Source organism: Pseudomonas sp. UMAB-40 (assembly GCF_900095275.1).
In the GTDB taxonomy this organism is placed as follows: domain Bacteria; phylum Pseudomonadota; class Gammaproteobacteria; order Pseudomonadales; family Pseudomonadaceae; genus Aquipseudomonas; species Aquipseudomonas mandelii_B.
Genome location: NZ_LT607553.1, coordinates 88,370 through 103,427, shown reverse-complemented (window position 1 = coordinate 103,427; position 15,058 = coordinate 88,370). Strand labels below are relative to the sequence as shown.

Sequence of the window (15,058 nt, the reverse complement as noted above, 5' to 3'; positions counted from 1 at the left end):
CTTGCGATCGCCCCGCCCGCCTCGGGTTTTTCAGGCGTTTGTGCAGCGCTGCAACATTTGCACGAGCTAAATTGATCGATTCACGCCAGTAACATCGCGCCCCGGCCAGTGCTTGGGTACAATTCCACGCTAATTTGATCGAGTATCAGGAACACTACATGATCGCTTGCCTGCGGCTGTTCACTGCCCTCTGCCTCGCTGCCTTGCTGGCGGCTTGCGCCAGCTCGCCCTCTTCCAGCCTTGGCGAACTTCCACGGACCCCGGATGCCAGTATCGAGCAACTGCTCGAACAGGCCACCCAAAGCAAGGATCCGGAAAAAGCCGCGCTGTTGCGCCTGAGCGCGGCCGACCTGGCCTATCGCCAAGGCAATGCCGGCCAGTCCGCGCAAATCCTGCAACAGGTGCCGGTGGAACAACTCAAGCCCGGCCAACAAGTCTTCGCCAGCACCCTGGCGGCTGAACTGGCCATGGCGCGCAATCAGCCCAAGGCGGCGTTGACGGCCTTGAGCCATCCGAGCCTGCAACGCCTGAGCGAGTTGCCGGTCGAGCAACAGGTTCGCACCGGCACTGTCCATGCTCGCGCCCTTGAGGCCGACGGGCAGACGCTGGCCGCCGCACGGGAGCGCATCTTCATCGCACCCATGCTCGAAGGTGAAGCCGCCGCCAAAAACCACGAAGCGATCTGGACCCTGATCGCCTCGCTGCCAACCGATCAACTACAGCCAACCACCAATGATGATCTCGGTGGCTGGATGGGCTTGGCACTGGCGGTGAAAACCGCCGGCACCCTGGAACAACAGCAAGCCGCGATCGACAACTGGCGCGCCCAGAACCCTAAGCACCCGGCAGCCATTCAATTGCCGCTGCCTCTGACCAAGCTCAAGGAACTGGCCAGCCAGCCCCTGAGCAAGATCGCCCTGCTGTTGCCGCAAGACGGTCCGCTGGCCTCGGTCGGCAAAGCACTGCGCGAAGGTTTCATGGCTGCTCACTACCAGGCGCAACAGGCCGGGCAGAAGCCGCCAGCCATCGAGTTCTATGACAGCTCACGCCTGACCTCGATGGACGAGTTCTACCGCAAGGCCCAGGCCGATGGCGTGCAACTGGTGGTCGGTCCACTGGAAAAACCGCTGGTCAAACAGCTCAGCGCTCGCCCGCAACTGCCGATCACCACCCTGGCGCTGAACTACAGCGAAGGTGAACAAGGTCCGGCCCAACTGTTCCAGTTTGGTCTGGCCGCTGAAGACGAAGCCCGTGAAGTGTCTCGTCGTGCTCGCGCCGACGGCCTGCATCGCGCTGCCATCATGGTGCCGAAAGGCGAATGGGGCGATCGCGTGCTGAGAGCGTTCAGCCAGGATTGGCAAACCAACGGCGGCAGCATCGTCGCGACCGAGCGCGTTGACCAACCGGTTCAACTGGCCCAGCAGATTGCCGACATGTTCCAGCTGCGTCAGAGCGAAGGCCGCGCCAAGAGCCTGCAAAGCACCGTTGGCTCGCAGGTAGCGGCCCAGCCTTCGCGCCGCCAGGACATCGAGTTCATCTTCCTCGCCGCGACTCCGCAACAGGCCCAGCAGATCAAACCGACCCTGAACTTCCAGTACGCAGGCGATGTGCCGGTTTACGCCACCTCCCACGTGTTCAGTGCCAGCGGCGACGTGAATCAATACAACGACATGAATGGCATCCGCTTCTGCGAAACCCCGTGGTTGCTGGACGCCAATGATCCGCTGCGTAAACAGGTCACCGCACAATGGCCGCAAGCGGCTGGCAGCCTTGGCCGCCTGTACGCAATGGGCGTGGATGCGTATCGCCTGGCGCCGCGACTGGGCCAACTCAAGGCATTGCCGGACAGCCGCATTGAAGGCCAGTCGGGCAGCCTGGGCATGACTCAGAACCAGCGTGTGGTGCGCCAGTTGCCGTGGGCACAGTTCACCAACGGTCAGGTTCAACGCCTGCCGGACACCCCACGCTGATGCCTGACAGGTCACGCCAGCAAAGCGGTAAAGATGCCGAGCGCCATGCGCTCGAGCATCTTCAACAACAGGGTCTGCGCCTGCTGGCGCAGAACTGGTTGTGTAAACGCGGCGAGCTTGATCTGGTCATGCTTGATGGCGATACAGTAGTATTCGTTGAAGTCCGCTACAGAAAAAACACCCAGTGGGGTGGAGCGCTCGACAGCATCGATGGGCGCAAACGGCAGAAACTGATTTTCGCCGCGCAGTATTTTCTTCAGCGCGAGTCGCGTTGGGCCAATTCCCCCTGCCGCTTCGACGTGGTTGCCATCGACAGCAACCTCGATCAGTTGAACTGGTTGCAGAATGCCTTCGATAGCTGATCGCCTGCGCCCCGAAGCGGACACCAATACCCAACACTTTTGCTCTTTGCTTTGCGGGCTGCACATTCATGTGCCGAGTAGCCGCGCTAATTAAGGTCACACAGATGGACATGCAATCCCGAATTCGCCAGCTTTTTCAGGCCAGTATCGACACCAAGCAAATGGCGATGGACGTACTTGCACCGCACATCGAGCAAGCCAGCCAGGTGATGGTCAACGCCCTGCTCAATGAGGGCAAAATGCTTTCCTGCGGCAACGGCGGCTCCGCCGGTGATGCCCAGCACTTTTCGTCCGAACTGCTCAACCGCTTCGAGCGCGAACGTCCGAGCCTGCCAGCCATTGCGCTGACCACCGACAGCTCGACGATCACCTCGATCGCCAACGACTACAGCTACAACGAAATTTTCTCCAAACAGATCCGCGCCCTCGGCCAACCGGGTGACGTATTGCTGGCGATTTCCACCAGCGGCAACTCGGCGAACATTATTCAAGCGATCCAGGCCGCACATGATCGCGAAATGATTGTCGTAGCATTGACCGGTCGCGATGGCGGCGGCATGGCGTCGTTGCTATTGCCCGAGGACGTCGAGATTCGCGTACCGGCCAACGTCACCGCACGTATTCAGGAAGTCCACCTGCTGGCGATCCATTGCCTTTGCGATTTGATCGACAGCCAACTGTTCGGGAGTGAAGAATGACCCCTAATCGCCTAGGCCTTCTGGCCTTGACCCTGTGCCTCGGCATCAGCGGCTGCACTTCGGTGGTTAAAGCCAGCCGTGAAGCACCCATTGAAGATGACCGCGGTACGCGCACCTTCGGCAGCAAGATCGATGACTCCCTGATCGACACCAAGGTCGGCGTGAACGTCGCCAAGGCCGATCCTGCCCTGGACAACGACTCGCACATCGTCGTCACCAGCTTCAACGGTATCGTGCTGCTCGCCGGGCAAACACCGACTGCCGAGCTCAAGGCCAAGGCCGAACAGGCTGCCGCCGCGGTCCAGCGCGTGAAGAAGGTGCATAACGAACTGCAGGTCCTGCCACCCTCCGGCTTCCTTGCCCGCCAGAACGACACCTGGCTGACCTCCAAGATCAAGACCCAAATGCTCACCGACCCGAACATCCCGGGTTCGCGCATCAAGGTCGTCACCGAGAACGGCATCGTTTATCTGCTCGGCCTGCTGACCAAGCAGGAAGCGGCGCAGGCCACCAATCTGGTGCAGAGCGTTTCCGGTGTGCAGAAGATTGTGAAGTTGTTTGAGTACATTGACTGATATTTGATGACCGACGATGGCATCTCTGAGGTCGCCATCGATCTGTAGGGGCCGGCTTGCTGGCGATGGCGATTTCCAAAACGCCATCGCCAGCAAGCCGGCTCCTACAGTAATAAAAAAGGCGATCCTTGCGGATCGCCTTTTTTATTACTTCACCACTTTCAAACTGGGTCGACCGCTGGGACGCGGCGGCTCGCTGTCGGGCGGCGGAACATCATCTTCCGGCTCGATCTCTTCCTCGTCTTCCATAGGCGATTCCAGATCGAACACCATGCCCTGACCATTTTCCCGAGCGTAAATGCCCAGGATCGATGCGATAGGCACGTACAGAGTGTGCGGCACGCCACCAAAGCGCCCTTCGAAGCTGACCGCCTCGTTGTCCATGTGCAGATGACGCACGGCAGCCGGCGATACGTTCAGGACAATCTGTCCGTCACTGGCAAAACCCTGAGGCACCTGCACCGACGGATACTCGGAATTGACCAGCATGTGCGGGGTGCAATCGTTGTCCACAATCCACTCGTAGAGCGCGCGGACCAGATAAGGTCGACTGGAGTTCATAGCGGCTCCTTAAGCCTTAGCGCATATCGCGTTCGACACCAGACAGACTCGCCTGGAAAGCCTCACGCGCAAACGAGCGCTCCATGTAATCAAGCAGCGGCTTGGCAGGCCGCGGCAGTTCAATACCCAAAATCGGCAAACGCCAGAGTATTGGCAATAGGCAGCAATCCACCAGACTTTGTTCCTCACTGAGGAAAAACGGCTTGTCGGCGAACAACGGCGACACGCCAGTCAGGCTTTCACGCAGCTCTTTACGAGCCACGACGCGGGCGGCTTCCTTGGACCGGGAATCCAGGATCAGATCCACCAGACCACACCAGTCACGCTGAATACGATGAATCAGCAGACGGCTGTTGGCACGCGCCACGGGATAAACCGGCAGCAAGGGCGGGTGCGGGTAACGCTCATCCAGATATTCCATCACCACGGTCGACTCCCACAACGCCAGGTCACGATCGACCAGGGTGGGCAGACTTCCGTAAGGGTTCACTTCAATCAGTTTAGGCGGCTGGCGACCAGCTTCCACGTAAATGATCTCTGCGCTGACACCCTTCTCTGCAAGTACGATGCGCACTCGGTGGGAATAGTGGTCGGCGGGGTCGGAGTAACAGGCCAACCGATTGGTCACGCCCATGGCGGTCCTCCTCGCTTGTTGAAATTATCGGAAGCGGAAAAACGCACGCGCCCAGAAGACGCCTCCCGTAACGTCTGGATCACCAGACTCGTTACACCTTCAGAGACGCCCCTGGGCGCGTGCGATTAACAGCAATTGCTTACAGCTTTATCAATGGACGTCTTTCCAGTATTCACGCTTGAGCAAGTAAGCGAATACGAAGAAGAACGCCAGGTACAGCAACACATAGGTACCGATGCGCTGATGCTGCAGCTTAACCGGGTTAGCCGAGTAAGCCAGGAAGGTTACCAGATTCTTGACCTTCTCATCGAACTGCTGTTCGGTCAGAGCACCGCTCTTCGGCACGATGGTCAGCTGATCGCACGCTTCATGTGTCAGCGCGTTACCGGTCAGCGGATCATATTGCTTCTTGCCGTCTTCGACGATCGGAACCTGCTTGCAACCGACAACCTGACGACCTTGCAGGCCAACCAGGACGTTAGGCATGCCTACGTTCGGGAAAACCTTGTTGTTCACCCCCCAAGGACGCGACGGATCTTCATAGAACGAACGCAGGTAACCGTAGAGCCAGTCAGTACCACGAACGCGAGCGACCAGGGTCAGGTCGGGCGGCGCCGCACCGAACCAGGTCTTGGCGTCTGCCGGCTGCATGCCGATGCTCATGTGGTCGCCAATCTTGGCGCCAGTGAACACCAGCTTCGAGAGCATCAGGTCATGCGGGATGCCCAGGTCATCGGCAACACGCTCATAGCGCTGGAACTTGGCGCTGTGGCAGCCCATGCAGTAGTTGGCGAATGTACGCGCGCCGTCCTGCATGGCCGCTTTGTCAGAAACGTCGATGTCGACTTTTTCCAGCTCGGGACCACCGTGTTCGGCCGCGAAGGACAGGACAGGCATGGCAGCAAGAATCAGTACAGCAAATAGCTTTTTCATCAGCCAGTCACCCTTTCCGGAACCGGTTTGGTCTTCTCGAGCCTGGTGTAGAACGGCATCAGAATGAAGTAGGCGAAGTACAGGAAAGTACAGACCTGCGACAGCAATGTACGGCCCGGAGTCGGCGCCAGAACACCCAGCACACCCAGGATCACGAACGAGATGCAGAATACCCAGAGCCAGATTTTGCTCAGCCAGCCTTTGTAGCGCATCGACTTGACGGGGCTGCGATCCAGCCACGGCAGGACGAACAGCACAGCGATGGCCGCGCCCATGGCGATAACGCCCAGGAGCTTGTCCGGAACCGCCCGCAGAATCGCGTAGAACGGCGTGAAGTACCAGACCGGAGCGATGTGTTCAGGGGTCTTGAAGGCGTTCGCCACTTCAAAGTTCGGCTTCTCGAGGAAGTAGCCGCCCATTTCCGGGAAGAAGAACACGATCGAGCAGAAGATAAACAGGAACACCACCACGCCGACGATATCTTTCACGGTGTAGTACGGGTGGAAGGCAATGCCGTCCAGCGGTACGCCGTTTTCGTCTTTGTGTTTCTTGATGTCGACGCCGTCCGGGTTGTTCGAACCGACTTCGTGCAACGCCAGAACGTGCAGCACCACCAGACCGAGAATCACGATCGGCAGGGCAACTACGTGCAGGGCGAAGAAGCGGTTCAGGGTAATACCGGAAATCAGGTAGTCACCACGGATCCACTGGGTCAGGTCGTTACCGATGACCGGGATCGCACCGAACAGCGAGATGATCACCTGGGCGCCCCAGTAGGACATCTGGCCCCACGGCAGCAGGTAACCCATGAAGGCTTCAGCCATCAGTGCCAGGTAGATCAGCATCCCGAAGACCCACACCAGCTCACGCGGCTTCTGGTACGAACCGTAGAGCAAACCACGGAACATGTGCAGATAGACCACGATGAAGAACGCCGAGGCGCCGGTGGAGTGCAGCAGGCGCAGGATCGAGCCGTACTCGACGTCGCGCATGATGTATTCGACGGAAGCAAACGCTTCTTCCGCAGACGGGGTGTAACTCATGGTCAGCCAGACACCGGTGACGATCTGGTTGACCAGAACGAGCAGTGCCAGGGAGCCAAAGAAATAGAAGAAGTTGAAGTTCTTCGGGGCGTAGTACTTGCTGAGATGGTCTTCCCACATTTTGGTCGCGGGAAAGCGCGCATCAACCCAATCCATGAACTTGCTCATCACGCTTTCTCCGTATCGACGCCAATGACAATGATGTCATCGGTCTCATAGGAATGCGGGGGAACTGGCAGGTTCAAAGGCGCAGGTTGCGACTTGTAGACGCGGCCAGCCAGATCGTAGTGGGAACCGTGGCAAGGGCAGAAATAACCACCTACCCAGTCCTTGCCCAGATCCGCAGGTGCCACTTCTGGACGGAAGGTCGGTGAGCAACCCAGGTGCGTGCAGATACCGATCAGCAGCAGAACTTCTGGCTTGATCGAACGCGTTTCCGGGTCGACATAGGTCGGTTGTGTCGAGTTCTTGGAGGTCGGGTCAGACAGCTGGCCCTCGATCTTTTTCAGATTCCCCAGGATTTCCTCGGTACGGCGGACAATGAACACCGGCTGACCGCGCCACTCAGCAATCATCTGCTGACCTGGTTCGATTTTGCTGACATTCACTTTCACCGGTGCACCTGCGGCTTTCGCCTTGGCACTGGGAAACCATGACCCCACGAACGGGACCGCAGCCCCCACCGCTCCTGCAGCACCCACCACGGATGTGGCTGCTACCAAGAAGCGACGCCGGCCTGCATTCACGCCGTCATTGCTCATTCAGTCCTCTCCCATCAGCTTTGTGGCCTGTTAAATCAGGCGTCTACTAAGTAAAAATCTGAACTTATAAAAATTTTGCCGAATGGTAATGAAAAGCCCCAATTCTGACAAGGTAATTACCGAGGGGCTTCACTGCCAAGCCTTGCAGTATAGGGCTTCTACGGCTGTGGCAAGTTGTCACAGCGCAATTCTTTGATAAATCGCGCCCATAAAAAAACGCCCAGCTTCGCGAGGAAACTGGGCGTTCTTTTTGAACGCGAAAGCGAATTAACGCTTCGAGTACTGCGGACGCTTACGCGCTTTACGCAGACCAACTTTCTTACGTTCAACTTCACGAGCATCGCGAGTAACGAAGCCAGCTTTGCGCAGAGCGCCACGCAGGGTTTCGTCGTACTGCATCAGTGCGCGAGTGATACCGTGGCGGATTGCGCCAGCTTGACCACTTACACCACCACCGATCACGGTGACGTAGATGTCGAATTTCTCGACAGTCTCAGTCAGTTCCAGCGGCTGACGAACTACCATGCGGGCAGTTTCGCGGCCGAAGAAATTTTCCAGGGTGCGGTTGTTGATGGAGATGTTACCAGTACCCGGACGCAGGAAAACGCGTGCGGTTGCGGTCTTGCGACGGCCAGTGCCGTAATTTTGAGTCGCCGACATAATGAACTATTCCGTTAAAACTTCAGTTCTTGGGGCTGCTGAGCAGTATGAGGGTGTACAGCGCCCGCATAGACTTTCAGCTTACGATACATGTCGCGACCCAGCGGGTTCTTAGGCAGCATGCCTTTGACCGCGGTCTCGATCACGCGCTCAGGGGCCTTGGCGATCAGCTTTTCGAAGTTGATCGACTTGATGCCGCCCGGGAAACCGGAGTGGGAGTAGTAGATTTTGTCGGTGGTTTTAGCACCGGTTACACGAATCTGCTCGGCATTGATAACGACGATGTAATCGCCGGTGTCAACGTGAGGAGTGTACTCAGCTTTATGCTTGCCACGCAGACGGCTCGCGATTTCGGTGGCCAGACGACCCAGGGTCTGACCTGCAGCGTCGACGACAAACCAGTCGCGCTGTACTGTTTCCGGTTTAGCAGTAAAAGTTTTCATTCTTTATAGCCTCAGGGGCCGCCCTGTAAATTAGACGGCGGATCTTACTGAATAGTGCGTACTTTGACAAGTCAAAGGCAGCCGGATACAGACGCTTTCGGGGGCTCGGGTCGGCGCGTCCGTTCAACGGCAAGATTCTTCGGCGGCGGCGCATCACTTCCACTGCAGAAAGAGGTGCGCAATTATGCAGATTGCGAAAAATAATTCAACCTGCTTTTATGATTGTTTTGCCCAAGGAGCACCCGATGGACTATCGCCAGCTAGGCCGAACCAATCTGAACGTGAGTGCCATCTGCCTCGGAACCATGACCTGGGGCGAGCAAAACACTGAAGCTGAAACCTTCGCCCAGATCGAACGGGCCAAGGACGCCGGGATCAATTTCATCGACACCGCCGAAATGTACCCGGTGCCGCCGAAGGCCGAAACCTACGCCACCACCGAGCGCTACATCGGCAATTACTTCAAAAGTCGCGGTGATCGCGCCGACTGGATACTGGCCAGCAAGATCGCCGGCCCCGGCAACACCATCGATTACATCCGCGATAAAAACCTGCGGCACAACCGCCAGCACATCACCGAAGCCGTGGACGCCAGCCTCAGGCGCCTGCAAACCGACTACATCGACCTCTACCAGTTGCACTGGCCGGAACGCAGCACCAACTTCTTCGGTCAGCTGGGCTACAAACACAAGATCGAAGCCAATCTGACGCCGCTGGAGGACACCCTCGAAGCGTTGGACGAGCAGGTCAAGGCCGGCAAGATCCGCCACATCGGTCTGTCCAACGAAACGCCATGGGGCACCATGCGTTTCCTCGCCCTGGCCGAAGCCCGTGGCTGGCCGCGCGCGGTGTCGATCCAGAACCCGTACAACCTGCTCAACCGCAGCTTCGAAGTCGGCCTGGCGGAAATCGCCATCCGCGAACAATGCGGCCTGCTCGCCTATTCGCCGCTGGCGTTCGGTTTCCTGTCGGGCAAGTACGAAGGTGGCGCGCGCCCACCAAAAGGCCGCCTGAGCCTCTACAGCCGCTTCAGCCGCTATTTCAACCCGCAATCGGAAGCGGCGTGCAGTCGTTATGTTGCGCTGGCCCGGGAACACGGCTTGGACCCGGCGCAGATGGCGCTGGCGTTTGTCACCCAGCAGCCGTTTGTGACCAGCAACATCATCGGCGCCACAACCATGGAGCAGCTTGAAAGCAATTTAGCGAGTTTCGAGCTGAAACTTTCCGATGAAGTGCTGGCGGGAATCGAGGCGATTCACAAGGATCACCCGAACCCGGCGCCTTGATCGATTCATAGGCCCAATCGCGAGCAAGCTCGTCCCACAGGTTTTGCACACCCCCTGTAGGAATGAGCCTGCTCGCGATGAGGGCCTGACAGTCACCGCAAAATCAAAGCGACCTGGCGATAATCTCCTTCATGATTTCATTGGTCCCCGCATAAATCCGCTGCACCCGCGCATCCGCCCACGCCCGGGCGATCGGGTATTCCCACATGAACCCGTAACCGCCATGCAACTGCACGCATTCGTCGAGCACCTTGCATTGCAGGTCAGTGCCCCAGTACTTGGCCATCGCGGCGGTCGGCACATCCAGCTTGCCTTGCAGGTGCAGTTCCAGGCAGCGATCAACGAAGACCCGGCCGATCTGGATCTCAGTCGCCATCTCCGCCAATTTGAAGCGCGTGTTCTGGAAATCGGCAATCGCCTTGCCGAACGCCTTGCGCTCACGGGTGTAATCGAGCGTCCATTTCAACGCAGCTTCGGCCGAAGCCAGCCCGCCAATGGCGACGGTGAGGCGCTCCTGAGGCAACTCCTGCATCAGGTAAGCGAAGCCCATGCCCGCCTGCCCCAACAGGTTCTCCTTGGGGACCCGCACGTCCTGGAAGAACAGCTCCGACGTATCCTGAGCCTTCATGCCGACCTTTTCCAGGCGCTTGCCCTTGTCGAAGCCCGGGGTGTCGGCCTCGACCAGAAACAGACTGGTGCCCTTCGCGCCGGCCTTCGGATCCGTCTTGGCCACGACAATCACCAGGTCAGCCAGAAAGCCGTTGGTGATAAAGGTCTTGGAGCCGTTGATCACGTACTCGTCGCCATCCAGCACCGCAGTGGTTTTCACCCCCTGCAGGTCGGAACCGGCGCCAGGCTCGGTCATGGCAATCGCGGTGACCATCTCGCCGGACACCAGTTTCGGCAGGTATTTGTGCTTCAGCGCTTCACTGCCGTAATGCAGGATGTACGGCGCCACAATGTCCGAATGCAGAGAAAAACCGATGCCGGTCAGGCCGAGACGACCGACCTCTTCGATCACCACTGCGCTGTAGAGAAAGTCCGCCCCCAGCCCGCCGTATTCCTCCGGCAGGTGCGAACAAAGCATCCCCGCCTCCCCCGCCTTGTTCCAGAGTTTACGGTCGATGTAGCCTTGTTTTTCCCATTGCCCATGGAACGGCACGGCCTCTTTTTCGAGGAACGTTCGCACGCTGTCGCGAAACAATTCGTGCTCGGAACTGAACAAGGTTCTGGGGATCATGCGGCACCTGTCGTTATTGTTAGAGGGAGTTGACCTTCAGAGACTAAGCCTCGCACCCGATACAGGACACTGGACACATCAGACAAAAAATAAGACGATCCAGCCGTCTGGTGACCACTTTCCCCTATAAGAATAAAGTTGAATTATGTCTAACCAAGTCTCCACGCCCTTGCGGCGCGTCAGCATCCTGGCTATCGACCGGGTTTTCGCCTCCACCCTCATGCAAGCCAAGGATTTCTTTCATCTGGCCAGCCTGCGCTACGGCAAACAACTGGGCCAGGGCCTGACACCGGCATTCGAAACCCGGCTGGTCAGCCCCGACGGCAAACCGGTGAACAGCTTCAGCGATGTCATCATGCCGGTGGACGGCGGCCTGGAAAATGCCGACGTCATCATCCTCCCGGCCTTCTGGGACGATTTCGATACCCTTTGCCAACGTTATCCACAGGTCCTGCCCTGGTTGCGTCAGCAACACGCACGCGGGGCGGTGCTTTGCGGTGAGGCCACCGGGGTGTTCTGGCTCGCCGAGGCCGGCTTGCTCAACGGTAAGGAAGCGACCACCTACTGGCGCTTCTTCAATGCCTTCGCCGAGCGCTTCCCACAGGTTTATCTCAATCAGGACAAGCACCTGACCGACGCCGACAACCTGTATTGCGCAGGCGGCACCACCTCGGCGTGCGACCTCTACATCTATCTGATCGAACGCTTCTGCGGCGCCAACGTATCGCAAGCCGTGGCGCGGGACATTCTTTACGAAGTGCAGCGCAGCTATTCGCCGGGACGCATCGGCTTCGGCGGGCAGAAATTGCACCAGGACGTGATCATCCTGCAGATCCAGCATTGGCTCGAAGAACATTTCGCCGACAAATTCCGCTTCGAAGACGTCGCCCGCGAACACGGCATGAGCATCCGCAATTTCATGCGCCGTTTCCAGACCGCCACCGGCGACAAGCCGCTGCATTACCTGCAACGCCTGCGCATCGAAACCGCCAAGGGATTGCTGTCGGGCAGCCGCAAGAGCATCAAGACCATCAGCTATGAAGTCGGCTACGACGATGCGAGCTTCTTTGCGCGGCTGTTCCGCCAGCACACCGAGTTGTCGCCGAACCAGTATCGGCAGCAATTCCAGCAAGCTGCATAGGTCCTAGAACCCAACACAAATTAACTGTGGGAGCGGGCTTGCTCGCGAATGCGGACTGACATTCAACATTGATGTCGACTGACACTCCGCTTTCGCGAGCAAGCCCGCTCCCACAGGGTTTGTGGTGCTTCAGAAGTTTTGAGCTCAAAAAAAGGGCCTGCATGTGCAGGCCCCTTTTTTTATTTTCCGAATAATCCTACGGCTTGTGCGCCCGGGACAGGAATTCGTGCGACTGCATTTCCAGCAAGCGACTAAGCGTACGCTGGAACTCGAAGTTGAGGCGACCGCCGGTGTAGAGGTCCTTGAGCTCGACTTCAGCCGAGATGATCAACTTGACGTTACGGTCGTAGAACTCGTCGACCATGTTGATAAAGCGTCGGGCGATGTCGTCGGTGGTGACGCTCATCTGCTCGACACCGCTGAGCAACACGGCGTGAAAGATCTTGCCCAGTTCGATGTAATCGTTCTGGCTGCGCGGGCCGTCGCACAGTTCGCGGAAGTCGAACCAGGCCACGTCATCACAGGTACGCACGGCGCGGATTTCGCGGTTCTCGATCATCAGCACGTCATTCTCGATGGCGGCCGTGCATTCCGGTGTCAGGGCGCGGAAGCTTTTACGCAGGCTTTCCTGAGCGGCTTCGTCCAGCGGGAAGTGGAACAGCTCGGCTTGCTCGAGGTGGCGCAGACGATAATCGACGCCGCTGTCGACGTTGACGATGTCGGTGTTCTGTTTGATCAGCGCGATGGCCGGCAGGAAGCGCGCACGTTGCAGGCCGTCCTTGTACAGACCGTCCGGCACGATGTTCGAGGTCGCGACCAGGGTCACACCGTTCTTGAACAACTCTTCCATCAGCGTGCCGAGAATCATCGCGTCGGTGATATCGGACACGAAGAATTCATCGAAGCAGATCACCCGGGCTTCGTCCGAGAAGCGCTTGGCGATGATGGTCAGCGGGTTCTTCTCGCCGCCGAGGGTCTTCATCTCTTCGTGCACGCGCTTCATGAAGCGGTGGAAGTGAGTGCGGACCTTTTCCTTGAACGGCAACGCTTCGAAGAAGGTGTCGACCAGGTAAGTCTTGCCGCGACCCACGCCGCCCCAGAAATACAGGCCCTTGACCGGTGCCTGATCTTTCTTGCCAAACAGTTTGCCGAGCAGGCCCGGCTTGTTGTTCGACGCAGCGACCAGATCGTCGTACAGGCGCTGCAAATGACGCACGGCAGTTTCCTGCGCGGCGTCATGGAAGAATTCCGGGCGTTTCAGATCAGCTTGATATCGTTCTAGGGGCGTCATAATTCGTTAGCAAGGCAACAAAAACGGGCCGTCACTGTAGCGACGGCCCGTGGGAATGGCAATCGGCCCTTGGTCGGGTCGAGCCGTTGATTTATTCCTGAACCGGCGTCAGCGCAACCCGCAGGGCGTCGATGGCAACGTCGCGAGCGGCGTTGTCAGCAAAGGTCGGGCTGTCGGCCACGCACTCGCCTTCCAGCCAGACGCTGAAGCTCTGCTCCTCACTGCGCACATCCAACGGCTGACCCGATTGCAGCTGCTTGGTCACCTGGCCTGCTGTTTTGCCGTCGGCGAAGTTGCGCGACAACAGCAGTTGCTCGCCATCGGCCGCCAGCAGACGGAAACGGAAACTGCTGTCTTCCTCGCGGAAGCTGACAAAACGCGCGGCTTTCGCGGCTTTCTTTTTGGTGGTGGCAGCGACTTGGGTCTGAGCGACGAAAGAGCGCAGGCCGACCGCTTCACGCAGTTCGTTGAGGAACGGCGTGGCGACCGAACGGGCCTTTTTGGCGCCGGTCTGCAGGATGTCTTCCAGGTCCGCCGGGCGCTCGATCAGCTGGTGATAACGCTCGCGGGACTCGCCCAGCTCGCTGTCCAGCAGTTGGAACAGACGATTTTTCGCCTCGCCCCAACCCAGTCCCTGCAACAGTTCGCTGCGGAACTCGTCGGATTGTGCTGGCGTGGCAAAGGCCTGGAACAAGGTGAACAGGTGCGAATTGTCCGGATCCTTGGCTTCGCCCGGCGCGCGGGAGTCGGTGACGATCCGCGAAATCGCGTCCTTCATCTCTTTGGCGCTGCTGAACAACGGAATGGTGTTGTCGTAGCTCTTCGACATCTTGCGACCGTCGAGGCCTGGCAGCGTGGCGACGCTTTCTTCAATCAGCGCCTCGGGCATGGTGAAGAATTCTTTGCCCTGGCCAAACAGATGGTTGAAGCGCTGGCCGATGTCGCGGGCCATTTCCACATGCTGGATCTGGTCGCGACCGACCGGCACTTTGTGGGCGTTGAACATCAGGATGTCCGCCGCCATCAGCACCGGGTAGCTGTACAAGCCCATGGTGATACCGGCATCCGGGTCTTCGCCGGTTTCAACGTTCTTGTCCACCGAAGCCTTGTAGGCGTGGGCGCGGTTGAGCAAGCCCTTGGCGGCAACGCAGGTCAGCAGCCAGGTCAGCTCGGGGATTTCCGGGATGTCGGACTGGCGATAGAACGTCACGCGGTCCACATCCAGGCCACCGGCCAGCCAGGTCGCGGCGATTTCCAGACGCGAGCGCTGGATGCGCAGCGGGTCATCGCATTTGATCAGGGCGTGGTAGTCGGCCAGGAAGTAGAACGAATCGGCATTGCTGTCACGGCTGGCCAGGATCGCCGGGCGGATGGCGCCGGCGTAGTTGCCCAGGTGCGGCGTGCCGGTGGTGGTGATGCCGGTGAGGATACGGGTACGAGTCGTCATGGGTAATCGCTTG

16 protein-coding genes are annotated in these 15,058 nt (G+C 58.6%); 6 read left to right on the top strand and 10 right to left on the bottom strand.

The window, feature by feature from the left end:
• The first annotated feature begins 158 nt into the window (after positions 1-158).
• The 4 genes from K0F88_RS05160 (at position 159) to K0F88_RS05145 (ending at position 3,605) form a co-directional block, all read left to right on the top strand.
• Positions 159-1,970, top strand: a complete 1,812-nt coding sequence (locus K0F88_RS05160) for a penicillin-binding protein activator (RefSeq protein WP_219094420.1) — start codon at positions 159-161, stop codon at positions 1,968-1,970.
• The gene (locus K0F88_RS05155; protein ID WP_007904371.1) at positions 1,970-2,332 is read left to right on the top strand and encodes a YraN family protein; all 363 of its coding nucleotides are present in this window, start codon (positions 1,970-1,972) and stop codon (positions 2,330-2,332) included. Before K0F88_RS05160 ends, K0F88_RS05155 begins: the two co-directional genes overlap by 1 nt.
• Positions 2,333-2,436: 104 nt before the next feature.
• On the top strand, positions 2,437-3,030 hold the full coding sequence (locus K0F88_RS05150; protein WP_008025961.1) for a phosphoheptose isomerase: 594 nt from the start codon (positions 2,437-2,439) through the stop codon (positions 3,028-3,030).
• Positions 3,027-3,605, top strand: a complete 579-nt coding sequence (locus K0F88_RS05145) for a BON domain-containing protein (RefSeq protein WP_094470727.1) — start codon at positions 3,027-3,029, stop codon at positions 3,603-3,605. Before K0F88_RS05150 ends, K0F88_RS05145 begins: the two co-directional genes overlap by 4 nt.
• Positions 3,606-3,752: 147 nt before the next feature.
• Here the strand turns inward: K0F88_RS05145 and K0F88_RS05140 are convergent, their stop codons facing one another.
• The 7 genes from K0F88_RS05140 to rplM form a co-directional block, all read right to left on the bottom strand.
• Entirely contained in the window at positions 3,753-4,166 is a 414-nt protein-coding gene (locus K0F88_RS05140; protein WP_219094418.1) for a ClpXP protease specificity-enhancing factor, read from the bottom strand.
• Positions 4,167-4,182: 16 nt separating this feature from the next.
• On the bottom strand, positions 4,183-4,800 hold the full coding sequence (locus K0F88_RS05135; protein WP_008155978.1) for a glutathione S-transferase N-terminal domain-containing protein: 618 nt from the start codon (positions 4,798-4,800) through the stop codon (positions 4,183-4,185).
• Between the two features lie 150 nt (positions 4,801-4,950).
• Positions 4,951-5,733 (bottom strand): cytochrome c1, encoded by a 783-nt coding sequence (locus K0F88_RS05130; protein WP_219094416.1) that lies wholly within the window; start codon positions 5,731-5,733, stop codon positions 4,951-4,953.
• Entirely contained in the window at positions 5,733-6,944 is a 1,212-nt protein-coding gene (locus tag K0F88_RS05125) for a cytochrome bc complex cytochrome b subunit (protein ID WP_046819000.1), read from the bottom strand. Before K0F88_RS05125 ends, K0F88_RS05130 begins: the two co-directional genes overlap by 1 nt.
• The gene (gene petA / locus K0F88_RS05120; protein ID WP_007905300.1) at positions 6,944-7,537 is read right to left on the bottom strand and encodes a ubiquinol-cytochrome c reductase iron-sulfur subunit; all 594 of its coding nucleotides are present in this window, start codon (positions 7,535-7,537) and stop codon (positions 6,944-6,946) included. The genes K0F88_RS05125 and petA overlap by 1 nt, the downstream gene beginning before the upstream one ends.
• A 267-nt stretch (positions 7,538-7,804) precedes the next feature.
• Positions 7,805-8,197, bottom strand: coding sequence for a 30S ribosomal protein S9 (gene rpsI, locus K0F88_RS05115; protein WP_003216038.1), 393 nt, complete (start codon positions 8,195-8,197; stop codon positions 7,805-7,807).
• 14 nt (positions 8,198-8,211) lie between these two features.
• Positions 8,212-8,640, bottom strand: a complete 429-nt coding sequence (gene rplM, locus K0F88_RS05110) for a 50S ribosomal protein L13 (RefSeq protein ID WP_007905295.1) — start codon at positions 8,638-8,640, stop codon at positions 8,212-8,214.
• 245 nt (positions 8,641-8,885) lie between these two features.
• On the opposite strand from rplM, the gene K0F88_RS05105 reads away from it, so the two are divergent.
• Complete coding sequence (locus tag K0F88_RS05105; RefSeq protein ID WP_219094414.1) at positions 8,886-9,926, top strand: NADP(H)-dependent aldo-keto reductase; 1,041 nt, start codon at positions 8,886-8,888, stop codon at positions 9,924-9,926.
• 103 nt (positions 9,927-10,029) lie between these two features.
• On the opposite strand, the gene K0F88_RS05100 is transcribed toward K0F88_RS05105, so the two are convergent.
• The gene (locus K0F88_RS05100; protein ID WP_219094412.1) at positions 10,030-11,166 is read right to left on the bottom strand and encodes an acyl-CoA dehydrogenase family protein; all 1,137 of its coding nucleotides are present in this window, start codon (positions 11,164-11,166) and stop codon (positions 10,030-10,032) included.
• Between the two features lie 244 nt (positions 11,167-11,410).
• Between K0F88_RS05100 and K0F88_RS05095 the strand changes: the two genes are divergently transcribed.
• On the top strand, positions 11,411-12,307 hold the full coding sequence (locus K0F88_RS05095; RefSeq protein ID WP_169857917.1) for a GlxA family transcriptional regulator: 897 nt from the start codon (positions 11,411-11,413) through the stop codon (positions 12,305-12,307).
• 196 nt (positions 12,308-12,503) lie between these two features.
• On the opposite strand, the gene zapE is transcribed toward K0F88_RS05095, so the two are convergent.
• Both zapE and K0F88_RS05085 read right to left on the bottom strand, forming a co-directional pair.
• Positions 12,504-13,598, bottom strand: coding sequence for a cell division protein ZapE (zapE, locus tag K0F88_RS05090; RefSeq protein WP_109634727.1), 1,095 nt, complete (start codon positions 13,596-13,598; stop codon positions 12,504-12,506).
• Between the two features lie 91 nt (positions 13,599-13,689).
• Positions 13,690-15,045 carry a tryptophan--tRNA ligase gene (locus K0F88_RS05085; RefSeq protein WP_219094410.1) on the bottom strand — a complete coding sequence of 452 codons (1,356 nt, stop codon included), beginning with the start codon at positions 15,043-15,045 and terminating at the stop codon, positions 13,690-13,692.
• Positions 15,046-15,058 lie beyond the last annotated feature (13 nt).